This window comes from Phyllobacterium sp. 1468, from assembly GCF_031455525.1.
In the GTDB taxonomy this organism is placed as follows: domain Bacteria; phylum Pseudomonadota; class Alphaproteobacteria; order Rhizobiales; family Rhizobiaceae; genus Phyllobacterium.
Window position 1 is genome coordinate 1108590 of sequence record NZ_JAVDSX010000001.1, and the last position, 24875, is coordinate 1133464.

Annotated in this window: 14 protein-coding genes; 7 read left to right on the top strand and 7 right to left on the bottom strand. The window is 52.8% G+C overall.

Annotated features, from left to right (window positions below):
* Nucleotides 1-11: 11 nt before the first annotated feature.
* The 4 genes from J2X72_RS05270 to J2X72_RS05285 all read right to left on the bottom strand — a co-directional run bounded on the left by J2X72_RS05270 (nt 12) and on the right by J2X72_RS05285 (nt 7078).
* Nucleotides 12-3137 (bottom strand): DUF499 domain-containing protein, encoded by a 3126-nt coding sequence (locus J2X72_RS05270; protein ID WP_310069168.1) that lies wholly within the window; start codon nt 3135-3137, stop codon nt 12-14.
* Nucleotides 3138-3778: 641 nt separating this feature from the next.
* On the bottom strand, nt 3779-4813 hold the full coding sequence (locus J2X72_RS05275; protein WP_310069171.1) for a hypothetical protein: 1035 nt from the start codon (nt 4811-4813) through the stop codon (nt 3779-3781).
* 810 nt (nt 4814-5623) lie between these two features.
* On the bottom strand, nt 5624-6019 hold the full coding sequence (locus J2X72_RS05280) for a hypothetical protein (RefSeq protein ID WP_310069173.1): 396 nt from the start codon (nt 6017-6019) through the stop codon (nt 5624-5626).
* Nucleotides 6020-6091: 72 nt separating this feature from the next.
* Nucleotides 6092-7078, bottom strand: coding sequence for a site-specific integrase (locus J2X72_RS05285; RefSeq protein WP_310069174.1), 987 nt, complete (start codon nt 7076-7078; stop codon nt 6092-6094).
* Between the two features lie 383 nt (nt 7079-7461).
* On the opposite strand from J2X72_RS05285, the gene J2X72_RS05290 reads away from it, so the two are divergent.
* Nucleotides 7462-8115 carry a hypothetical protein gene (locus J2X72_RS05290; RefSeq protein WP_310069175.1) on the top strand — a complete coding sequence of 218 codons (654 nt, stop codon included), beginning with the start codon at nt 7462-7464 and terminating at the stop codon, nt 8113-8115.
* 147 nt (nt 8116-8262) lie between these two features.
* Here the strand turns inward: J2X72_RS05290 and J2X72_RS05295 are convergent, their stop codons facing one another.
* The 3 genes from J2X72_RS05295 to J2X72_RS05305 form a co-directional block, all read right to left on the bottom strand.
* Nucleotides 8263-9189 (bottom strand): hypothetical protein, encoded by a 927-nt coding sequence (locus J2X72_RS05295; RefSeq protein WP_310069177.1) that lies wholly within the window; start codon nt 9187-9189, stop codon nt 8263-8265.
* 106 nt (nt 9190-9295) lie between these two features.
* Nucleotides 9296-12664 carry a TM0106 family RecB-like putative nuclease gene (locus J2X72_RS05300; RefSeq protein ID WP_310069179.1) on the bottom strand — a complete coding sequence of 1123 codons (3369 nt, stop codon included), beginning with the start codon at nt 12662-12664 and terminating at the stop codon, nt 9296-9298.
* Between the two features lie 240 nt (nt 12665-12904).
* Nucleotides 12905-13402 (bottom strand): hypothetical protein, encoded by a 498-nt coding sequence (locus J2X72_RS05305; RefSeq protein WP_310069181.1) that lies wholly within the window; start codon nt 13400-13402, stop codon nt 12905-12907.
* Between the two features lie 579 nt (nt 13403-13981).
* Here J2X72_RS05305 and zorA point away from each other — a divergent pair.
* From zorA to J2X72_RS05335, 6 genes are all read left to right on the top strand, one after another.
* On the top strand, nt 13982-16048 hold the full coding sequence (zorA, locus tag J2X72_RS05310; protein WP_310069183.1) for an anti-phage ZorAB system protein ZorA: 2067 nt from the start codon (nt 13982-13984) through the stop codon (nt 16046-16048).
* A 5-nt stretch (nt 16049-16053) separates the two neighbouring features.
* Nucleotides 16054-16953: an OmpA family protein gene (locus J2X72_RS05315; RefSeq protein WP_310069187.1), complete on the top strand. Its 900-nt coding sequence runs from the start codon at nt 16054-16056 to the stop codon at nt 16951-16953.
* The gene (locus tag J2X72_RS05320; protein ID WP_310069192.1) at nt 16943-18346 is read left to right on the top strand and encodes an EH signature domain-containing protein; all 1404 of its coding nucleotides are present in this window, start codon (nt 16943-16945) and stop codon (nt 18344-18346) included. Before J2X72_RS05315 ends, J2X72_RS05320 begins: the two co-directional genes overlap by 11 nt.
* Nucleotides 18346-21327 carry a DEAD/DEAH box helicase gene (locus J2X72_RS05325; protein WP_310069195.1) on the top strand — a complete coding sequence of 994 codons (2982 nt, stop codon included), beginning with the start codon at nt 18346-18348 and terminating at the stop codon, nt 21325-21327. The genes J2X72_RS05320 and J2X72_RS05325 overlap by 1 nt, the downstream gene beginning before the upstream one ends.
* 290 nt (nt 21328-21617) lie before the next feature.
* Nucleotides 21618-23309: a DUF262 domain-containing protein gene (locus J2X72_RS05330; RefSeq protein WP_310069197.1), complete on the top strand. Its 1692-nt coding sequence runs from the start codon at nt 21618-21620 to the stop codon at nt 23307-23309.
* A 207-nt stretch (nt 23310-23516) separates the two neighbouring features.
* Nucleotides 23517-24674, top strand: coding sequence for a PAN domain-containing protein (locus J2X72_RS05335; RefSeq protein ID WP_310069200.1), 1158 nt, complete (start codon nt 23517-23519; stop codon nt 24672-24674).
* Nucleotides 24675-24875: the final 201 nt, after the last annotated feature.

The window sequence follows — 24875 nt, forward strand, 5'->3', positions numbered from 1 at the left end:
TACGCGATCTTTCACTCCTGCGTCCACGTTACGCGATCGAAATCCTCGCCTGCCGCATCGCAAAATGCAGTGAGTTCACGTCCTGATGGGAATGCAACACCATCCAAGCGCAATTTCACAGTCGGGGCCGAGGCATTCAGCTTAGCCACTAGCGCCTTCACCAGCGCATCGAGATCGGCTGCCGGCACGGCGACATCGCGCCCAAGGCGGAGGGTGAGGAAGTCCGCTTCGGATCGCGAGCCGTTAACCTCGATCGATCCGCCGAGGACATGGACATCAGGCGTTTTGGCCAGTCGATCGAGTGATGAGAAAGCTGTGGCAGTGTCTTTCGGCTCGAATCGTGAGGTCATGGTAGCGGGCGCGTCGGGCTTCAGCACCGGCTTGACCGGGCTGTAAGTCCCGTTTCCCGAATCGCGCACGCCTCCTTGCAGAGGTGCTGTTTCCTCCTCGCTGAACTGGCCGCTGATCTCAGCAACGGCTCGCAGGCGAGTCGCTCCAGCTGGGGCTTCAATGTCGGGGCCGACTATCGGACCGACCTTGGGATCGGAGCCATCGAATGTCGCGCGGACAACCGCTGAACGAGGGCTAACGACGAAGGTGACGTGATGTCCGCCGGAAACCCTCTTCACATCCGGCTTCACGCGAATCGGCGCACGCCATTCGAACGCGTCACCGGTCTTTGCCACACATTTGCTATCCACTGCAAGGAACCATGCGGCCGCCGCCGCAGTCTCATGGACGCGGCCATTGAGCTTCGTTGCCATTGCCGGATCAGGCACCCCATTCTCGGACACATAGATTATGTCGGCATCTTCCGGCGTAACGTTGATCTGGAATCGGCCGGTTTCGAGAGGATTCGGGCCAAAATCGTCCAGGCGAGCGGAAACCTTGGTCTTGCGTTCCCATTTTTTTGCGACCAGCCCCTCGCGTTCGCGCCAAAAACCACGCTGCACGGCGGTTCTCACAAGCTGATCGAACCCGCCACGCGGCAGCCAGAACCACCCGGATCGCACGGCGGCATTGCGCTTCAGGGAGGATTGTAGAACAGCATCGGCATCGAAGAGGATTTCCTCGGCATCGAGGCGGAGGGTTTCGAACTCGGCGTCGAACTTGTCACTTGGAATGAACTTGCCGCGCTTCGTCAGCGTATCGACGATCTGCTGCTCGCCCGAGTAGTCATTCCCGTCGAACTCCATTCGGAAGTCATCCACTTTGCGTAGAGCCTTGCCTGTCGGAAACATGATTGTCTTGAACGTTTCGCGAAGGGCGCTGGTGAACCCTGCGGCTTCGCGTTCCTTAACGCCTTGAAGCTCCTGCATCTGCGACGACGACGCGCCGTGGTGCGCCTTGATCCGCTCTTCGACCTTGTCGATGGCTCGCATGCGTCTTGCGCTTGTGCGGAGAGTCGAAACCGCGTTTGGGTCGGCGGTTAGCACTAGAACGCGGTTTTGGTGATCTTGTCTATTCCACCAATCGACGAAGTCCTGGGGCAGCTTGTCGGCAGCCCGTTCCAGGATAACCAGTGTCGGGCGGTCGTCATCAAGTTGGATTTCGTCGAGCGCGGGCAAGATCGCCATGCGATCGGCATATAGGGAGCCGGTGCGAGGTTTAAATACGTCTTGCAGCTTCCCTCGGAGCGTCTGATCGACCTGTTCCTTGGCGATATTAGAAGCGATCTCGGTGATTTCGGCCGTAACGTTGGCGGTCTGGCCGAAGAACACGCGCTGATCAACGCCCTGGAAAAGATACCAAGCCTGGCCCTGGATTCGGCCGAGTGCCGCCTTGATCTCAGAAACTTCGAGCAAGGGATCAACGAGCATTTCGATCAGCTCGCCGTCCGTGAGGCCACGAAGTGGGGACTCGGCTGTCGATAGCGACGACATCAGCAATACCTTAGCGACGGCCGACGCTGTCGGAACGCCGTCCGCCGCTGCAATCTTTTCGGCTAGAGCATTGCCTCGATCGGCAACGTCGCGTGAAATCGCATTCGAATAGGCCGGATTGATCTTCCGGATTTCCTCGAGCGTTCCTTGATCATTGAAATCTAGATGCTGGAGGCCGATAAGAAAAACATTGTCGTTGGAATCGAATGCGCCGCGCACCGCTAGGCGCAGCAAGCGGATGAGCGCGCGCGTTTTCTGATAGCCACGGTTTTCCGCGAAGCGGGCAACGATGTCGCGTATCGAAGGATGAAATGGATAGGTTTCGCGGATGCGTTCGATGAAAGTCTCAGGGGTGGTAGCGATTGTATCGACACGCTTCGCTTTTTGGAGTGCGTCTACATAAGCCTGAGCGACTTCATCAATGCGGTCAGAAGAGGGAAGTTCATCGAAGAGGCGCTTCCGCACGATCGCAAACACCTCGCCCGTGTTTTGCTGGACCGGGGTGATGGCCTGCGCGTTCCTGTCGTAGTGCTTGGTCAAGCTCTCGATAAGCGTTCGAAGCTGGCCCGAACCATCAAGATACACGTCATCCTTCAGGTTCGTTACGACGACGCAGGCGCGAGGGCAACGCGGCAAAGCGTTGAAGAGACGTTCTAGCGCGCCGATCGTTAGGTCGCCGAGCGTGGTGTTTCCAACAGGTTCGCCCTGTGCCATCTGAAGGTAGCTCGGCAGCTCATCCAGAAGTATCAGGACCGATTCATTGCCTAAGAGCTCTACCCACTCATCTACGCCAGGCGATCGAGCGCCCTTTTGCCAGAATGGCGCCATAACATTCGGCCGGCCGAGTTTTTCAGCAATATAGCCCCACAGAAGGCTGTCAGGGTTCTGATGGCCGTTGAATATCACGACTTTCGCAGAGCCGAATGCGCTGGATGACGGCAAACTCGGAAGAATTTCTCTCCGAAGTTCGGGGTCTGCAGCGAGAAGCCCAAAGGCAATCAAACTATGCGTCTTGCCACCGCCCATAGCCTGCGTCAAATAGAATGCGCCATCGTCGGACGCGCCTCCCAGCCGCTCGAACCCGCGCTTTACAAGCACGTCCAATCCAGCCGTAAAATGATTGCGACGGAAGAATTCCCGGCCGTCAATTCTGTTTGACGCAAAATCTTCAAGCTGAGCGACTTGTTCTACGAGACTGTCACTCGTAACAATCGCATTGGGCACGCATAACTGTTTTACATTTGCTATCGGCATTTCCCCACCAAGTCCTTAAGAAGACCCGACTATCAACTGGCCCGTTCCAGCGCGTCCATGTCTCATTCTCGCCCAACCTCCGTGGCATACCGCATTCGGGAGCAAGAGTCGTTTCCGATTAGCAGCAATTAAATTTCTTGCACACCTTTTCGAGTCTTCTCCCAATGTGTGCCTCCTTATCTTTGTAAATTGAGTCCAATGAGATTGAGAGCGCGGGAAGGGCTATCGATAATGCGCCACTGACTCGAGGATGGGCGCTGAAGAGTTCCTTTGTCTGGTTTGCGCAAGTTGATGCAGCCAGATCGAAATGCGTTCCAGGGACTGCCTATGATGCTTTGCACTATTGTCGCGCGGACGGGCTGTCAGTCTGGTCGGCAATCCGGAAGTGTGATCTAGGCCGGGATAGAGCCCATCTGTCACGCTTGAAGAACTTCGTCCGGGACGCAAAACTTTGTGCCGCAGCTGCTCCGTGTTCCTAAACGCGCGACGAAGGGCGAAGCCCTGAGATCAGCCGGAGGGTATTCATTTCGATGAAATGTCACGCTCCCCAATTCTCTTTCTTATTCTATAATACACTTACTAGAGAACCGTGAAATATATAGGGAGGCGTGACGGATTTTCTCACCAGGACTAACTTCCGGTTATGAGCTTGCTCCTCCGGCATGGAGTGTAGATGTTCCAGATGGATTTACCCCGCTCACTTTGTCACGGGCCCGCTTTCGGGCTTGGCGCTTCCTAGCGCCAGTTTTTTCCATCTCAGCTATAGGATCGTCCGTGCCGTATTTGCGTTTAATCTTACTCAGCACATAGTTTCCCAACCTTCCACAACCTTCCGCTGCGGGACATACTGAGCAAATAGGACCTTGCGTATCGCGCGCCCATGGAACGGCAAAACAACTCTGCCAGAGATCGACTTCATCAGGTGCTATGTAAGGATCGACCTGTATAGGGTGGTGCTTTATCTGTTGATGCAAACTGCGGACGGCAGTTTCAAATGCATACGCGCCGTATACCTCTGAAAACAGTTCGGCTGGCACCTGGCGCTTGATGAGAGATCGATCTTCGATAATGTGGCGTAGCGGGCGATTGCCCTTCTTGGTGAGCTCAATAATAGTGGACCGAAACAGTTCTTGAGCCAACAAGCCGCGGTAAGTCTCGATACGATATTGCGGAAGTGCACCAGGACGAAGCACGCCTCCGTTTAGAGCATCCGTCATGAACTCGGCAAACGTTGCCTTCCATGCGATTTGTGTCTCTTTATTCCAAAACAATTGATTTGGCCTTGGAAGCCGACGGCGTTTTCTCCTCATTGCGAAATCAAAACAAAATTGAAGATACACGTCATAAGGGAGCCCGACGGAATCAGCATTTTGCCGCGCTACCCACAATTGGGTGAACTCGGTCGAACGCGTTGCCTTACGCAACGCCAACAAGTCGATGCCACGTGAATTCGCTGCTTCGTGTATATCACAATGAGTTCTCACTGCGGACTTAAAGGCATTCCGGTATGCAGCAATGAAAACGTTGGTTGCTTCGTAGGGAGACAGAAACCGATAATCGGACCATTTAGTTATCATGAGATCCAGCTCGCGGCTGAGTATTTTCTTATCTAGGCGCCCTGCTAAGTCGATCAGTGAAGAAAGGCGTTTCTCTACTTTGGGCTTGTTAAAAGACATGGGTTCTCTTTCAGGCTTATCAAGCCAGTTAAACGAACGATGAGGGGATGCGGCGCAGTGCCTGGAGTAGCTTATACCGAAACATCACCGGTAAGCTGGTTCAGGGGTTAAATTACTCGGGCGAGGTGCGCCGAACGATCAACTGTCGAGGAGAATGCTCCAACAACGCGGAGCCTCAGGCCAATCATGGCACTGACCCTATCGTGTGAAGCCATGTTGGGATTGATATGCGGCGCCTTACAGCGATGCGTATCGAGCGAACTAGAGCTGGTCTTGAAACATCAGGGCAACGACAAGCTGCTGGAAGTGGATTGTTCACCGAGCCCAAGAAATACGTATTCGCCGTTTTCCCCAAAGCGGTTCATCCAGCCGCTGACCGAAACTATGCTGCCACGAGGCAAATCGGTGAGGACTATTCAACCGTCAACTGTCCTATCCTGGAAATCCCGCCGGCGTATTGGACCATCATCTTAATGCGTTCGTAATGCTGCAAGTTGTCAGTGTAAACCAGAATCGGAATACGCGTGTTTTGAAGGTTTGATGTCAACATCACGACAACCACAGGTAAACATTGTTCCTATCTGAACAAGGTGACTTTACAAGAATGTTTACATCGGAGGCCTTTTAGGACCGTTTTTTGCTGCGCAAGTTGACATATTTGCCTGCCAAGTTGACATCAACGAACCTCAAGTTGACATGCGATCTTTGCATCCCATCGGAATGGGTGCTCCGAAAAAACAATGCATCAGGCAGCAGGACCCATCCCCATCGCTTTAAGACGGAAATTCCTAGGACTTCATCGGGCAGTCATTATTTACAGGTGGCTTCCAACAGAAGTTCGTCAATCGGCATATACAAGGGTGCGAGAGCACTTGCGAACAGACTGCCGTCCCGGAAATAAAGTGACGCTTTATACGAGATCACATCGTCTTTGAAACGAGGGCTCCCAACCGGATCGATGCTACCGCAGACAAAACCAAGTTCGTGCTGGCGGGGCATCTTGATACGCTCAACATTGAAACGTCTGTTCTCGTAGTCGACGATGGATTTCGAAGCTGCGGTATTGATTGCGATTTGAACGTCGAGGCGATCAGGCGTTTGTGCGTGCGTCGATCCAGAAGCTGCTACGCTGACTGCGAAGAGACTGCCGGCCAGGAACATGTGCTTCAGAAGTGGTCGCTTGGGGTGGGTCGTCGTGATCATCATTACGGCTCCAATTCGGGTCAATTTCATTACTGCATAGGACGGAGCCAACACGGTGTCGGCAACTATTCGGCGTCAACCCAATCTATCTACCAGATCGACGGCACGCAGATGAGAGTAGCGTTGCAGCATCCGGAGTTCTTTGTGACCCGAGATCGTTGCCGTCTCAATGACATTGAAACCACGCTCCAGGAGTCGCGTCACCGCTTCGTGGCGCAGATCATGGAAGTGAAGGTTGCGGGATCCAGCGCGTCCTCTGAGATGTCCCCAGGCTTGCCCTGCTGAGCTTTTCGAAATTGGCAACACCAAATCAGCCGTGCTCTCATCGGCGAGCCGCTGAAGGGTCTCTATGGCGCGTTTGGAAAGAGGGACATCGCGGCTCTCACCATTCTTCGTCATGTCCAGATGCGCGATCCTGCGTTCTAGATCAACGTCGGCCCAGGAAAGCGACAGTAGCTCGCCCTGACGCATCGCTGTTTCGAGCGCAAGGATGATCAGTGAGCGCATGTAAGGATTGCGGCCGGTATCGGCAGCATCCAAAAGCTTCTGCTCTTCACCAGCCTCCAGTCTTCGATCCCGTGGACGCGGCGGGGCAGGGCGTCTGATCATCCGGCAGGGATTCTGCGGTAGATGCACACCCCATTCTTTACGGGCGATATCAATAGCGTGGCCGAGAACATTGAGCTCTTTCAGCACCGTTGAACTAGCGACCACCTTCAAGCGCTCGTCTCGATAGACCGCAATGTCTGTGGGGCTCAGTATTGCCAGCGTCCGGTAACAAATTTCGCGCCTCAGCATGGCACCAATCCGGATTGACTCTGTTTGAGCACTTCTCTTTGGAGGTGTGATCTCCATCCGGTAGCGCGTCAGGAGAGCGTGGACTGTCATCTGCTCAGCGAGCCGCGTATCGGGCATGGATCCGCAACGGTCCAACTCTGCCTCCAGACTGCGCGCCCACTTTTCAGCCTCGCCTTTGCTGTCAAAGCTCTTGGCGCGCGGCTGCATACCTTTACGTCTTACCTGACCCTGCCAGCGCCCTCTGAGTCTTCGGATCGTTGCCATAGAGCACCTCCTGAAATCGTGCCTCTATCGCGTAGGACGCCCCCTGCACCCCGCCAAGGGAGGATACGAAACTATTCGGGATATTCGTAAGTCAGAGGCCGCGTTCAATCAGGATGCGGGATAGACGCCGTTATGTTTTTATGTCGTGATGATGCACGCTGAGCGCGGCGAGGTGCGGCGCTCGGTCCAGTGTGACGGATTTGTGCCGCAATAGCCCAAACGCAGATCAATGAGCACTCTGGCCCGTCAGCTATCAATGAAATCAATGAGTTCCGGTGCAGGATTTGCTGAGAGAGTGCTGTCTTAGTAAGGCAGCTTTCTATTGATTGTTGTAGCTGTTCATCGATACACTATGACCCAGAGTGCAAGGATGGAGGTCGCGATTGAAGGATCTACGGAATGTTATCACTGTCGATAGAATTTCCGAAAGTCTTGCCTCATTGGCAGATCGTGGATCCATCTCCCCGGGTAGTATGGCGGATTATATTGTGGGGTATCCCGCACTGCTCCACCTATTTCGCGAACGACTTGATGTTTCCAATCTGCACGATATTCACGCCGGCGCATACGCCGTTTACGGATGGATGCCTACCATACTAAAGTCACTTCCCAATGAGGCTGGCGCACAAAAACTAGGTCCTCTGATCGAGGAGGCGAGATCGAAGCTAAACGGCTTAGACATCGAAAACTGGACCCACTGTTTAAAGGTGGTGAATAACTCAGTAACTGGAACAAGCAAGTTTCTCCATTTTGCAGTTCCTGAAGTTTTTCCGATCTGGGACTCGTTGGTGGCACGAACATTCGGCATTCCGTCCCGCAATCACTACGCCAAAACTGAAGCATATTGTGCTTATTTTCGAGCCGTTCATGCTTGGCTAAGAATAGCGATCATGCCGGCTAGGTTAGACCTCGCGCTTAACCGAGCAGGGATACCGACAGGATCTCAAAAGGTTCGCAGAATTGAACTAGCGCTGTATTGGGAAGGACGTCATCAATTGCTCGAATCCAAGGAGGTAGGGGCGTTCAGCGCTATTTGAACTGCGTTTTTTTGATCCATGCGTCGAGATCCTGGCGGCCCACAGGAGGTTGCTCAGCGGCAGATTTGCAGCCAATGGGGACCGTGGGGGAGAGACAGCGCGGCCAAGATTTGGCTCGCGGTCCCTAGGCGGCCGTAGGCGCTGCCGCTAATGGTGGAGCGTGCCGCGCTGAAACGTGCTCCAGAGCGTTTGATGTGACCTCGGCGTGAGATTGAATGCTCGTATCACGTGCGGCATTACTTTGGGCGCCGCCTCGCGCTGCTCTATACTATAAAGCCTGTCTTCTATCGAGCTGGCGAACTCTCTCGGATCAATTTTGCGCCGTCCGGATAGCAATTCCTCGTAGTCGAATGGAAATGGGCGCGGACCGTCCAGAACTGCGTCACCGTCTCCGAAAGCAAGCCGGTAAAGCCCAGCCGCGATGTGTCCAAACGACGCTTGGCTGTCCTCATTTTGATTGGAAAGAGTTTCATCTAACCAATCAAGATAGAATTCAACCACACATCGATGTGTATAACCGGTATAACAATTTGAGACGATCTTTACCTGCGCTATGTCCAATGCGCGTCGCATGGGAGTGACCAGTGCACAGACTCGGTGATCTCCCAAACAAAGCAGCCCACCGACAATGGCAGCCGGGTTCCGTGGAGATGCATTGGCGACCATATCCATTGCGTCCCTCGGACGGGTCATGGGATCATTCTCAATCAATTTGCCGATGCTGGCGTAGTCCACTGTGGCAGTTGATACGATGCCCGTGTCAGTATCGAGCATCATAAAGGGATTGAACGCTGGTGCCGTATGTCCACCGAGCAAGGGAACAATGTTCTTAACGTGCGCATAAATCTCCTTGCGCCTTTCAACAGGAGACGGCAATAAATAGCTGTTATAGAATTGCACTAACGCCGGTAGTTCTGAGAAATCGTTTCTTATGCCGTGACGTAAGATTTCGCATACCACCGCGTCATCGAAAGTATGAAGGCCATACATACGTGCGCGCGGATCATCGTTCAAAACGATATCCATAAATAATTTAGGATCGTCCTCTAAGAGCAGTTTATGTTCTTGATTCATGCCTTTTGATCCGTATCGAATTTTATTCTTCCCAACGGTTTCTTCCGATAACGACTTTGCGTTCCGACTTTGTATCATTAACTCTTCGTTCGGAAACCAGAAACACTTACCTTGGCGGAGCCAATTCCTGAAATCTGCAAAACGCATTCGCTAATTGCATTTGCTTGGGAGTTTTGCATTCTGCCTCGAAGATCGTTGGTGAGGCTACAAGGATTGCAAGGCACTTCGCTCGAGAAATGGCCACGTTGAATCGATTGGGGCTGTAAAGAAACTCCATGCCCCTTGGTGCATCAGCCGCGCTCGACGTTGCCATAGAATAGATTGCAATCGGCGCTTCTTGGCCCTGAAATTTATCAACCGTCCCAACTTTTGCGGCAGGTATGCGTTGCTGAATTTCAAATACCTGCGCGTTGTAGGGCGTGATAACGACAATGTCCTCCAGTGTGATCGGCCGCTCTTTGCCGTGTCGATCGACCCATCGGGTGTTGCCAGCAAGCATCGACGATATCAGTTGCACCACTGCATCGGCTTCCTCAATGGAAGAGCTCTTATTACCAGAGTGGGGCACGCTAACATACCGTAGTCCTGATCCCCTTATTGCACCATCAGAATGAATGATCTGATTTTTGCACCCGTCGACGGGGTGAAGCTTGCCTTCATAAAACAACTCGGAATTGAAAGTGCAGATCTCGGGATTCATCCTCCAAGTTTGTCCAAGGAAAAGGCCGCGATCGGGTTCTATAGTTTGCTTGCCATTGAGAATATGCGCCAAGGCTGAGCCATCAGTGCCATCAGGATGTGTGCCTTGGCTCGGTTGATCAAGTTGCTGCGGATCGCCGAGTAATATCAATCGCTTTGCTGCATGCGACACCGCAAGCACGTTGGCCAGCGACAATTGCGCCGCTTCATCAACGACCATCACATCGGCCGTTTCGAACGCCTCCTCTCTAGCCCACAAAAATGCCGTTGCGCCTGCCACCTGACATTGTCCCGAAGCCAATGCGCTCAGCAAGGCCTCATTGTCTTTTGCGAAGATATGTCGGTCGTTATTGTCCTCTTTCTCCTTCGCTTTTTGGACGCAACACAGTTCCAGCTTCAACTCATCGGCGGCTTCTTTCACCTTGTCGAGAAGATTGCGGATCACTTTATGGCTGTTGGCGGTGATGCCGACCTTCAGGCCGAGCTGAACAAATCTGCAAATCATCCTGGCGCCAGTATGAGACTTGCCGGTGCCTGGCGGCCCCTGAATCGGCAAAACGCCGCCCTCCATGTGCTCGGCTAGCCGAATTGCGGCCTCAAGCGTGTCCTCTCCTTCTTGAGTGATGGAGTGACCACCGAGCTGCGCCGGTTGTCTAAGGAGCAGATGTCGTGCCGCGAGATAGGGACCGTTTCCGTTCAATCCGTGATCGGCGACATAATCTCCGATCCGTAACAGACAATCAGCCTGTTCGTCGGAACCGAAGATTTCATGCGTAAAAACTGCCGCGGGGTGAAGTTCAGCGCTCTTACCCTGTTTTTTGATCTCGATGGTGCGGTCCGCGGTCGAAACGTCGATAACTTCGCCAAACGGCGCACCACCTACCGATCGGAGTTTGTCTCCCGGACGGATGTCGGTGTCTTGTTGTGGAAAGCCGTAACGGTGCGTCGGAAGCCGGCCGGGACCAGGCACCTCACCAACGAACATCAATCCTGAAAGCCCATCGCGTTCGTCGAGGAGCTCATCCGGTGTAAGGGCCTCGAGTCGGAATTTTTCCCAAAAGACCGCTTTGTTCTCGCGCCGATGCCAATTGAGGATGTTTCCCAGAATCCACTTTGCTTGCTGTTCTTCGGACCGTTCTTTTGGATCGAGGGGTATGCCTTCACATAGGAGATCTGCCAATGCGTCTGTCCGCACCTGTCGCTCCGAGACTTTTTCGTTGGGCGCATCCTGGCCGCTTGCGGGTCGCGGCACATCCGTCCCAGCGTCGATGATCTGGGCGCGCAGCCTCTCCAACCACGATCGCAGGCCCTCCGTCGAAAGGCAGTCATCCCGATTGTAGATTTGAACGGTGGCTTTATCAGCGTCACTAACGGATGCTACGTCTCCGAGTTCAAGTCCCGCCGCCAATGACGTCAGCGCAATGTTCGCGTCCCTCAGTGCCACAGAGCGCTCGTAGCCATAAAAAACTTCGAGGCGTTTGATGGAATAACTTTCGACACTCGCCCGAAGCGTGTTTCGCACAACGCTATAAAGGTCAACGAATCTAAGTCCGCGTAGGAGGTTATCTATCTCAATTTCGCGGGTCGCATAACGCCCCATTAGGCGTTTTAATGCTGCAGGCTCATAAGGCGCGTAATGATAAATGTGGAGGTCGGGAAAGGCCCCTAGTCGCTGCGTTACAAAGTCAATAAAGCCTTCAAATGCGAGCTTTTCCTGCTCTTGTGTATAGGACCAGTCGGCCTGGTAAATTAACTCACCGTTTGCATTGAGATAACAATAGCCGAAGAGGTATTCGAGACCGTGCTCTCCAACGAAGGGGTCTCCTTCGAGATCAAAGAAAATATCTCCGGCACTGGGGGCAGGGAGTAGGGACAAACCGTAGCCGGGTAGAAGATCTAGAAGTTCGTATTTTGGCGCTCCATCTGTCCTTCCTTCAAACTGTATACGTGCCTGATCGCGAACCTTCTCGTAAGATTGAATAGTGCCACGTCTCGGCTTCCAAGCGAATGGTGCGGGCTCGGCAAGTTCGCTGAGCCGTGAAATCCCGCGTTCGCGCAGTTCAGCTATTTGATTTTTCGAAATGCCTGCAACAAAAGAAAGATGGTCATCTGAGCGGCGGCGCTTGTCGCAGTCGTCAAACCAACGACAAACGTCGCAATGCGCATTCGGTTCGGGATAGGTCTCTGCTGCCTCTAGACCCTGCGTTGCCACCTCCACTGCTGCTTTTGCCTTGCGGAAATAGGCTGAAAAATCGGTGACGCGGAAAATTTGAGGGACAAACTCCGTCCAAGGGACAACGACATAGGTGTTTTCAGGCTGCCGTCCTTGAACATCGGTTAGGAGATCGGAATAAAGGCATAGCTGTAGGATGGTGCCTGCCTTGGTCTCTCGGGCGAGCTTTGTGTCCATTACCTCGTAGGACCAACTTCCAAATACGCTTGGGGTTTCCACCCTGCGCAACACATCCGCTCGACCTGACCATCGCCCGTGGCGGAGTGCTCCTTGAACGATGATGTCGCGCCCTGTTTCCATCGCTTTAACAGTCGCGCCGACACTTTCATCCGAAACGTCGACATACTCAATTCGCTCGGTTGAAAGACCGGTCGACGATAAATACTCAACAAATTCGTCTTCGTGTTTGAAGCCACGCTTTCGAAGGATTTCGAGCAATGGATCATATCGTGTCGGTCGCGCAAGCGAGCCAGAAGTTACCCGAAGATCAAGAGCTGTTAAATGCTGGCAATTGAGATGGCCGATCAGATCAGTCGCGCTCAACTGGATTTGATTCTCAGATGTCCTCATTTTCAATCTATAGCAACAATTCAACCTGCGATCTATTTACGGTTGCAGGCAGCCTGAACATTAACGACGAGATACCGACGCGCTGTCGATGCAATCGCCGAGCTGACTGCTTCGGGCTGTTACCCCACAACCCAACGGATAGTGTCACATGGGTTATGCGCAATTATATACGCCCCTCTGCACACCGTCGCAATTTGGTTAAGGGAGCAATGTTTACCAATCGCATTTCACGATTCGAATTGGCTTGTCTGTTGTGACCCATTCCCCTTTTGCGTTTTTATGCCGTCTGATGAGGCTATGCTTCGCGGCAATGTGTCTATTTCCCTTCAGGCTATATGCGGAATAGTAAATTTCATCAGGCTCTTTGTCATTAAAAGGTGTGCTGTATCGGCCCATTATGAAAATTTTAAATTTCTTGTATTCAGCCAATACCAGCGCCGAACCAGGTATTCCATCGTATTGCTTCTGGGCTCTAGCCGCTTTTTTTTGTTCTTCAAAATTGCAATCCGCCTGGCTGGGAAGGTAGGGCGTGACGCCCGCGGGAAATTGTTCTTCCCACTTCCGTTTTAGAAATTCTGGGTTAAGCCGGAGACGACCTGCGACTGACGGGATATCAATTTCATGTCGTGCAAGCGTGTCCGCGCGCATTTCATCGATGGCTTCGCAAAGGGCTTCTATTTGCTCATGACCAGTGAGATATTTTCCTGGCAAGGAATCGATCCCTCATTGAAGAAATGGAAAGTCCTCCCAGTATAGCATCCTCCAAAGCCCTTGTCAGAACTCGATCGACGTTGTGCTCCCGGGACCGGAACGCCTAGCATATCCAAGACAGAAGTTTCCCTAGAACCGTTGCACAGCGCCGACACTTACGAGTGGCGTAAGTGTGTCTGAAACGTCATGGCTCTATCGTTGAGTGATCACAATCCCTAGAAAACAAAGGGAAAAGTCATGTGTTTTCAATGGCTTTGCAAGGATTAGGAGGGGGGCCTCCCAATTAGCTCAAGGAGTTCCTCTGCAATGGCGATTCAGAGAGGGCTACCTTAATAAGGCAGCACTCGGCTTACAAACGAGGTCCGCGCCAACTCTGTAAGTCTACTCCTTATCGAACTGATGTTCGAAATATCACACGCTCGAATATTCCTGCAGTTCGGCGCAATTCAGTGATTCGTCGACTTCCATTACTTTCGTCCAAGCGATAAGTATTAACGGGGCTCGTCTGCGTGATGAATTTATCTGTGATCGCCACGAGGTGGCCGAACGATACGGTCGAAGTTATTCTTGGGGGCTAGGGTGGCGAATTTAATTTGGCGCAGTTGGTTTCGCGTATTTATATTTTGGATGATAGTTGGGGCAACTTTGTTTGCCCTAGATACTTTCACCGGTCTGAATCTAGGTCTTATCTTGCAGCGCGTGCTTGCTGTCGTTCCCGCGGTGCATGGCAGCCAAATACCTGAAGCTGCACTTGCCGGTTTGAGTAAACCAGACTTTGCCTTTGCACTTGCCGGTTCGCTTTGCGCCCTTGGTTTCGGCCTGCTAATTGCTTTTGCTATTATGCACGCTGTTGCGATACGCCTATCGCTTTGGCGCGCCAGGAAGGTTCTCTTGACCTTCAGGGATCGTCCCGCTTTTGCTAAGGCTTATGAAACCAGCGTCTACCCCGCACTGATCGGACACCCGTTGATTGGCCACGCGTGGCGTGAGTTTGACGAGACACTTCTCAAACAGGACATCGAAACCGGCGGCGTTATCGGCAACACGATTCGACCTCAGAGCTTCATCAGTTATGGTCTTGTTCGCGAGCGCTTGACGGGTCTGAAAATGGTCGGCAGCATTCCGGGATATTTCGTTGGCATCGGACTATTGTTGACGTTTGCCGGGATTGTTTTGGCCTTGTCCAAAGCGAGCAATGCTACCACCGCTTCTCTTCTCAACAACGACACACCAGCGATGATGGAGGCAATGACCGAGTTATTGGGCGTGGCGTCGTTCAAATTTGTCACCTCCATTGCTGGTCTAGGCGTCTCGATATTTCTGGCCCTTGTGTTCAAAGTGTTGGTTATCGGCATTGAAGCAAGTTTTACGCGATTTTGCGACCAGGTTGAGACCCAACTTCGCTATACTGCGCCGCAATCAATTGCGGCAGAAATGAACGAGACCGCGAAAGAGCAAACCGCCCAACTCAAAGAGATCAACAGCGACCGATTTTTCACTCGGATGGGCGAACAGTTATCGCCTCAAATTAGCAACGCGTTCGCGGGCGCCATTGAGCCCATGACTCAAAGTATCAGCGAAGCAATGCGAACGATGGCAAACCGAAGTGAGAGCGGTGTAGGAGAATTAATAGATCGGTTCTCGACATCAGTTCAAGGGAGCGCCGGCACCGAACTTAAGCAATTGGGCGAAACGCTCGCTCGTATGCATGTGACTCTCGAATCGACACAGAAAGGACTGCAAGGCACTGGAGAAGAATTTGCCATGCGGATGGCAGAAGCCGCCAACGCGCTGCGCGAAACTTTTGACCAAGCGAATTCCAAACTGGACACGGATCTCGGGTCAGCAGCATCCGGCGCTTCAGCCAAGGTAGAGGATGCCATGGGCCGTGTGATGGAACGTTTGGAAGGACAGATTGGCACGCTTATGACTGGGCTCGCTGATTTCGGCACCTCGAATACCACCAATCTTGATGAGACGCGCAGCAAAGTAGCCGAGGCGCAACATGCGGCTGTCGCGAGCATTGCTTCAGCGTCAACTGAGGCGGCCAGAGCGCTGGAAGCCGGATTGGCCGAAGCGCTGGCGAAGGTCGCTGGCGAGATCGAGCGGTTTGCCGTTGCAATGCGATCAGGAGAGGCTGCACTTTCGGAGCAGGCAATGGCGATTGGTAGTGCCACCGAACAAACTCGTCAGGTTGCCGGTTCTTTCAGCCAGACGGCGAACGACGTCCGCGCTGCCAGCGGTCCTCTTTTGGAATCGGGCGATCGCATAGCAACGGCCTCCGAGCAAATGGGAGCCTCGATCGATCTTGCAACGACCAGCCTAGAACGAGCGAACACGGCGACAATAGCTTTAGCCTCGTCCCTTACGGGGCAACTGGAAGAGCTGAAAGGTATCTGGGACAGTTACAAAGCTCATTTCGACCATGTTGACGAGGCATTGGGACGCGCGGTGCATGAGCTTGGAACTGCGACAGATGCTCAAGCAGCTACGCTCGGAAAATATGCCAAAGACATGAACGTGGACTTGGCCAAAGTGATGGATAGCCTTCGGCCATTGCTGGAAGGTCTTGAGCAAAATACAGAATCGATCGCCGACAGTGTGGACGTCCTCGCCAAGACCACAACCCGCGTTGCGGCGGAGTAGCTGCAATGGCGTTCATCCACGAGACGGGTTCAGGACCAGATCACCACGCCGAGGAAGACGAAAACTATTTCATTTCGATGACCGATATGATGGTCGGTATTCTTTTTATCTTCATCATTATGCTCATGGTCTTTGCATTGAATTTCAAGCAACAGACCGACGTGTCGGTTGAGCAGATTGAGCGTCTAGAGCAGGCGCGTCGGCAGGCGGAAATCGTTGCCGACAAACTCGACGCACTGAAAGAAGAAGTGCGGTTAGAACTGCAGCAGATCGATAAATCTGATCAGGTTAGATCGGCTCTTTTGCAGGAAATTCGCACGCGTCTAGCCGCACAGGGACTTGATGTTGAGATCGATCTGGCTAATGGCGTCCTACGATTGACCGAGGACGCCGTCCGTTTTCCGACGAGCAGTCCCATTCTCAATGACCTCGCATCCGCTAACGTCCGCAAGATTGCATTGGTGCTGCGAGAAGTCTTGCCTTCCTTTGCATCGTGCGCCGTAAAGGAAGCTAGTTGTTCACGCGACCCGAAGGCAACATCCGTTGAAACTGTATTTATCGAGGGCCACACAGATGTGACTGGTGCAGACGAGGCCAATTGGCAACTCTCCACACAGCGGGCGGTGAACACCTACCGCTTGATGACCGAAGCGCAACCATTGTTACGCAGTCTCACCAACCGCGCTGCTCGTCAGATTGTATCCGTCTCCGGATACTCATCTACCCGACCAGTGATCGATGAAAAAAACTCTGTAGCCTACGACACCAATCGACGCATCGATTTGCGATTTGTTATGGAGGTTGATGACGGGAAAAGACTGAGAGAGGTATTGGAGCTGACCAACAAGATGGAAGGGCAGCTGAAAAACCTCCGTTCCGCCATCGATGCCGCCGATGTCCAATAGTCTTCGCGATGCCTGCAACGCTCTTCTTCAAAGGCTGGCCGTTCTGGAACGACCCATCCCTGCAACCACGCCCCTCTCACGTCTAGCAGACAAGCTTGAACAATCCGGTGGCAACACGGAGCGGCGACCAGAAAAGGACTTTGATGCGGTCGCTTCTCAACTTCAACGTGATCTGGAAGCTGGAGCGACCCTTAACAATCGCCAACTGAAGGACGCGGCGTGGTGTTTGTGGTCCACGACACCGGCCCTATCGAACGCACCGGAGGTCCTGCAAGCGTTGCTTCTTCAATTCGCCTCCGCGGATAGCGCCCGACCGTTTCGCACGTTAGCATCGTCATTCATGGCCTCATATACAAGTGAAATGCCTGGCAAGGTGGAGACTTCTGCTATGTTGGCGAAACTGGCGGGATCATGGGGCGGACCTTGGGGGATTCTACATGAGAACTTTCAACTTTTCGATCTGGACGTCGGGCCCAAGCTGTTGGCCGAAGCAGTAATTGAACAGGATAAGGCGGCATCTGACATTCTCAAGGATGCCGGTCTTGGTGCAATGAATGCCCAATCAGGTTACGCAAAAGCCGTCACAAGTGCGTTGCTTGACAGATTGGCCGTGGATCGAGATCTCGATCATCTCACGCGGCTCGCGCGTATACGGCGTTACGCTTTAGATAGTGACGGCAAGCCAATCTACGATGATCTGCGACCGAACCTAATCGAAGCACTGCTGCGACCCTTCAAACAGGGCAAGATTGAAAAGACAATACGTGACGCATTTCTGAAAGTTGTGCTTGCATTGCTGGGCGACCCTCGTTTGAAACCGGGTAATTGGGCTTTTGTGCCGGATTCTTTGCGCGAATTGGTTCAGCGCTGGCTGACCGAACAATCCTTGCGACAATTCCTCGACATCGTTGATCGTATAGCTGACGACAATATGTGGCCGTATCGACGAGCCTTCTGGGAAGGAGTCTATGACAAAGGTTTAATACAAGAGGCGTGGGTGGCATTCGGCCCTGACGGAATACGATTAGCACGTTCAGTCTTCGGCTCAAGTGCTGAGTTCGCCACACTACAAGCTGAGGGCCGTCAAGTTGAATCAGGTCATGCAGTGCTCCTACTTCGCATCGGAGATGGAGTGGTGGCCGATTGGAGCCACAATGGCAAATGCAACATTTGGTCTGACGGTTCTCAAAGAGGGGTGCCGAAGCTTTTCAAAAGGGCTTATGGCTCGGACGAAATTCGAATTCACAAAGGAACCGGCAATTATGAGACGAAGTCGCTGCTGAGCCTTATGCATATGAGTTCTCAGACCTATAACTGGCAAAGCAAGGTGGCCGAGCGGCTTTATGGGATGACTGGCATACGCCTTCAACAAAAGGATTACAGGTATCCCTGATGGCAACGTCTTTCTCGACTATACCCACGCAAACGGGCGCCACGATTAGCCTTTGCGACAAGTCCTTCTTTCGCAGTAAAGCCCTTCCGTTTGAGTCATGGAGCCCGAATGACGAAACATCCCTCGCTGCCGTCCGTTACCTCAGGCGTTTGCTCGATGAAGGTCACGCGCATGTCGTTAATGACGGGTTAGCGGTCGATGCTGCAAGCATTGTTTCCCTTCCAGCCTTAATCGCGAGCTGCCTAGCTGTTCCTGTATTGGCTTCACTCACTTTGACGTTGACGATTCTAGGAAGGGTGGAAAGTTCGGACGGGCTTATCCGCTTCGTTTGGCAAGATCGCAATATGCGCCGTGTCACGCCGGTTATTACAGGACCATTCGCGACAATCGGTGGTGAGACAGGGCGTTTCGGGGCACCTGTTTTCACCCTGCTTGATGCGGTGCACGCGTATAATCAATCCTTGGGTCACCCAGGAGAGGAGAGAATCGGACCATGGCTTGGCGTGCAGCGCGCGCTTGAGCTTGTCACTGGGGAAGCAGTTGCCACAGACAAGACGTTACAAAGCTTGCGTATTTATCAAGCGGGTGCTTTTGCGCTCGACGTGCGGGAGGCGGCCGGCGGTCCACAGATTACACCGATACTAATGGCGCATACGATGCGACGATCTCTTGCCGATGAGGTGGACGCACCGGAAACGGTCGATGGCGAAGCGATGGTTTCGAGCAGTTCCGATTACCTGCCAGACAATGAAACAGACGCATTGCTGGTCCCTGAATTACAAAAGGCTTTCGCCGCCGAATTCGTCGGGCAATCCGGAAGAACTCGTCCCGCATTTGCTTTGGGACGCAATACGTTCGTATTGATTGAGCCGGAGCTGCAAAACGCCCTGGATGTCGTAAAGGCGGCGCGGAACGCGTCCGCCACAGAACGTCGCAGTTTTATCACGAACCCGCGTGCCTTTCTCGATCGCGAGCTAGGGGATATGACCGAAGGCGAAACGGGCTCGGTCTTTGTGGAGACCCATCAATATTCAGCCCGCGTGCTAGGTTTAGGTCGCTGGGAAAAGCCTAGTCTCGACTGGCTTACCAAGCATAGCACGGGTTGGCTGCCCGAAAAGTTTCAACTCGCCATAGGCGATTTCAAATTCGAAATGTCACCTGACGATGTGGAAACGCTGAAAGACGCAGTGGAGGAGGCGACCGCCACGTTTACCGAAACCATTGTCTACAAAGACAAAACTTTGGGGACACTCGAAACAATCGACGCTCTTGAAAGTCTGCAGGGGTTTGCCGAAGCTGTTCAACCAATTCTCGATGACTCCGTCGATCAACTTGAAATAGAAGAAAGTCCACGAGCGTTGGACACCGATGTTCTGTTGATCGACGATCATATCGAAGGCGTGGGCTTCACTGCGAAAATTACACAGCGCATAGCGCCGATGTTCGACACTTTTCCAACCGATCTTTTACGTTCCAACAAACCCAAACCGCATCAAGAACAGGGATTTTCCTGGCTTGTTCGATCGTGGCTTTCTGGAACGCCTGGTGTGCTCCTTGCCGACGATATGGGCCTTGGCAAAACGTTTCAGGCACTTAGCTTTCTTGCTTGGTTTAGAACCAACCAAAGAGCAGCTGCTCGTCGGGGACGTTTGTTTGAAGGTCCGATTATCATCGTCGCGCCGACGGCGTTATTAATGAACTGGGAAGCAGAGGCCAAACTACATTTAGTTGAGGACTGTCTTGGTGACTGTCTGAAAGTATTTGGAACCGGCCTTTCTCGGCTCAAGACGAAAAAAGGTGCAGCCTGGACCCCAGAGGATGCTCTTGATATCGATGCCCTCCGAGGCGCCGACTGGATTCTAACCACGTATGAGACCCTAGCGACTTATCATCGGGCCTTCGCACGCGTTCCATATTCGGTCGGCGTATTTGATGAAATGCAAAAGGTTAAGTCGCCTGATACGCTCAATACTCATGCGCTCAAGGCACTGAACGTTGATTTTGTTGTGGGAATGACCGGCACACCGATCGAGAACCGCCTCGAAGATCTATGGTGCATTTTGGATCGAGTGGGACCGGGTTACCTGGGAGGCTTGCGTGATTTCTCCAAGACCTACAATACTGATTCGCCCGAAACACTAAAAGAATTGAAAGCCAAGCTCGATCAACCAAATGGTAACCATCCGCAGATCATGTTGCGCCGGATGAAGCAGGACATTCTCGAGGGCCTGCCGTCTAAAACCTCGAAGATTTACCCTGTTTCGATGCCGCTGGAGCAATCGGCAGCATATGCGAAGGCAGTTGCCGCTGCCAAAAATGGTGCACGCACAATGGGTGCTATGCTCAAAGCAATCCAGGCGTTGCGTGGCATTTCTCTGCACCCAAATGGAAACGGCGGCATAGACGTCTACGACGCTGTGTTCCGTAAGAAATGGATCGGGCAGTCAGCGCGCGTGCAAAAGACGCTTGAAATCCTGTCTGCCATTCAACTCGCAGGTGACAAGGCTCTCGTTTTCATCGAAGATCGTGCGGTTCAGGCGGCATTCGCCGCAGTTGTTGCAGCTGAACTTGGATTGGACCGAGAACCCGATATCATTAATGGTGAATTGGCAGGTGAAAAGCGGCAAGAGGTTGTCGATAGGTTCCAGTCTTTGCCCAAGGGTTTCGGCTTACTTGTCCTGTCGCCAAAAGCCGCAGGCATCGGGCTTACGATCACGGCGGCTAACCACGTAATTCATTTGAGCAGGTGGTGGAACCCGGCTGTTGAAGACCAGTGCAATGACCGCGTCTACCGTATTGGTCAGACGAAGCCTGTAACCATTCATGTGCCGATCGCCGTGCATCCGGCACTGGGTGACACATCGTTCGATATGAAACTAGATGCCCTGCTCAATCGTAAACGAAGCTTGTCGCGGGACATGCTGGCTCCACCATTGTCGGATGGAGACGTTGCTGAACTATTTACTGGTGCGGTAGAATGAACGTGTGGTCGACCGGCGACGCTGTGGAAGTAGCGCAGGGTTGAATTATGCCTTTAAGCTAGACCTCTTTCACTGACCTGCCACTGACAATTTCTGAAACGGGGGATGGACCCAGTAGGGCAGCGCACCATTGGAGCATCAACCTGCCGGTGCATCTTTTTTATCATTGTCTCTTGGCTTAGTTTCGAAATCGGAATGGTTGATTCGGCGTGCGTCCTTTGCTTGGACCCAACTTAGCTCCGACCATGCTTGTCTTAATTTTTGCTATCATGGGGATTGAGGGAAACAGTATGGAAGCTTCCGAGCGCACTATCTCGCAAATATTGACCGAACAAATTCGATACGAAATCCCGCCTTATCAACGGCCCTACTCTTGGGAGAAGGGTAATGTTGAACAGCTGCTCGACGACGTTTGGGAGGCGTATGAAGCTGACGACGAAGAATATTTTATCGGTTCGCTTATTACAATTGAGCGGACAAAGGGTGCTCTCTACGACGTCGTAGATGGCCAGCAACGTCTGACAACGCTCAATCTCATTTTCGCTAGGCTCCGCGACAAAATGAGCGACCCCTATGCTATGGTGGACCTTGAAGCACGCGTTCGTCTCCCAAAAAAGAACAAGGATGACGAGAGCAAAGCGCGGCTCACTTTACGCAGCCGAGACCAGGCCTTCTATCTAAAGCATGTCCTAGAGAAACACCCCGTAAGCTCCGTTTACCGGCGCGAGCTGGAGAAGTCACAGGATAAGCCCAAGCTCAATATTCTTGAGAATATCGAAGCGATCGACCGCTTCTGTGAAGGCAAAGACGAAAAGACTATCCAAGCGTTTAAAGACTATCTCCTCGACCGCGTCTTCGTTGTCATGGTTGCGACGCAATCAATGAAATCGGCTTATCGCCTGTTCAATGTGCTGAACGCGCGTGGCATGCCACTTTCGAACGCCGACCTGATCAAGAATCTCCTTTTCGCGCGTCTTCAAGGAGGGCAAAAAAGTGAGGAGCTTGAAGAGCGTTGGTTAGAGCTTGAGGAAACGATCGGGATAGATCGGCTTGATCAGTTTTTTGCCCATCATCGCTCCTCACTCGTAGCAGTGAAGTCACGAAAAGCCCTTCACGAAGAATTCGAGCCCATAATTGAGAGATCTGCTAGTCCGTTTATGTTCCTGGACCAGATCATTGCGTCTGCGAAAAACTACGTGCGCATTCTGCAAGCCAACTTCGATGACAGCATGGCGTTAAGGTCGCTACGCTCCCTCCACCGTGTTGCTTTCGAAGAGTGGATACCACCGCTTCTTACTTTCCTCAATCAACCAGTTCCGAATATGAGCGAGGGTGAATTCGTGGTGCTTCTTGAGAAAATTACCTATCAAAATTGGATACGGAGACTGGCCTTCACAGCCCGTTTAACGGTTTATTTTCAGCTCATCAATGCGATCCGAGACGGCAAAACATCCGAAGAGATCATCTCGATTTTCCGTGGCGGTGCTAACGACACGGAATTTAGGTCACTGCTCGATGGCGAGGTGTATGGTCGGCCGTTCGCGCACGCAGTGTTGATGCGACTAGAAGAAGCCGATCAAGATGAGTCCGTTACAAAGACATATCGAGGGAAAATCACCATTGAACACGTCCTTCCTCAAGCCTTGAAGGACGAATACTGGTCAGACAGGTTCACAGATGAAGAACACCGCTCTTGGCTGCACAGGCTGGGCAATCTTGCCCTTCTGGCTGGGACGAAAAACTACCGAGCGCAATATTTCTCATTTACTCGAAAGAAGGACATTTATGCGGAAAAAAACAAGATCGTGTCCTTCGACACGACAAAGCAGGTCTTAGGCGTGGATGATTGGACGCCGGACCAGCTTGGAGATCGTCACGGTAACTTAATGTCTCGGGCAATGGCCGTTTGGACCTTGGGCGTGGCGTGGTGCCCCCTGGATCCGAGTCTCGCAGTCACGAGAAGGAGTGATCCAAAGGGATAGGGTGTCTACAACTTGAAATACGCCCATAATTGGTGCTCTAATAAGAAAAAATAGCGCCGGGGGGCGTGAGTGATGCGTATATGCGTTGGGGTCCGCCGACTTTGGTCGGTTCTTTGCTTTTTGACACTCTTCACTACGGCTGGTTTTGCGGCAGAACGAACCTTTGGGCCGTTCTCAGTTGATGACGGCCATCCAGATGTCATTGCCTTGAATGGCGAAATCGGCGTTGGCGCAGCGCTCGATTTTCGCCGCGTGCTGCAAGCAGCACCGAGCGCCAAACTTTTCGTGTTAAACAGCCCAGGCGGGACAGTGGCGATGGCGCTGCTCATCGCCGATGATGTGCAACAGCGCAATCTTGCGACGTTTATTCCCAAAGGCTCCAGCTGCTACTCTGCCTGTGCCTACATCTTTCTTGCTGGAAATGAGCGTCAGGTTGATGGCGAACTCGGCGTTCACCAGATCTCAAATGACAGTGGCAACCTGGTTAGTGCGCAATATTCCATTTCGGACATTCTTGATGTCCTAAACCGCTTCAATACACCTATTGAAGTTCTTACCGTCATGTTCAAAACGCCGCCGAAGGACATGCACGTCTTTACGTCAGAGGAGGTTGCGCGCTTTCACATCAATCGTAAGCCGGGAACGCAAGCGCCCGCTGACGCGGTGAAAACAGCCGAACACGAATTCGAACCCGATGGGGCTGCAACGAACCCAACAACGCCGGTGGTTTTGGCGCCTGCCAGTGGTCCAACAGAAACCGCACCGGAAGCGCTGAGCGGGCAAGCCGAGGCGAAGCTGTCGGCGATCGAACAATATGCCAAACGGCCAACGCGCATGGCAGTCTACACTGGCCTTGATCTGTTTGGCGATGATATCTCGTCGGTGCGCACCAGCGATGCGGCGCAATGCGCCAGGAGCTGTCTTGCGATGAACGGACAATGCAAGGCATTCACCTTTAACGCCAATGCGCGTGTGGCACGTGGCCCAAACTGTTTCCTTAAAGCCAGTGAAGGCACCGCTGACGGCAACGCGGTTGCGGTCTCCGGTAAGTTTCTCAGCAGTGCCGATCCGGACCCACAACAGTTCTCGATGGGCACGATCGACCCGAAACTGGCTCTGTTCAAGGACGTGGATTTACCCGGCGGCGATCTCTCCAGGCGGCCGGCGCAGAAGAACGGCACGGCGCAGCAGTGTCGTTTGGCGTGTGTTGCCGACAACCGCTGCATCGCTTTTACCTTCATCAAGCGCAAAAGCGAGTGTTGGCTGAAGGGCGCGGTCGGCACCCCAATCTACGGCCAGGACATGGTGACGGGGGTGAAAAAGATGCAAACCTTCGCGCCGACCTCGATCATCAGCTTGCAATAGAGCGTTCAGAGCGCGGTTGCGGTTCTATAGTGCGCTTTTACCCTGACAGTCCGCCGGGAAATATCAGTTCCATAATGGGCGTTATGCGACGTGGACCATCGCGGCCGGCACATTCTATTTTCAACTGCAACAGATACTAAACCCTCTTTGTTTTCAGGAGGATGCAATGCCCTGTCGTTTCCGTCAGTTGAATATGAATGA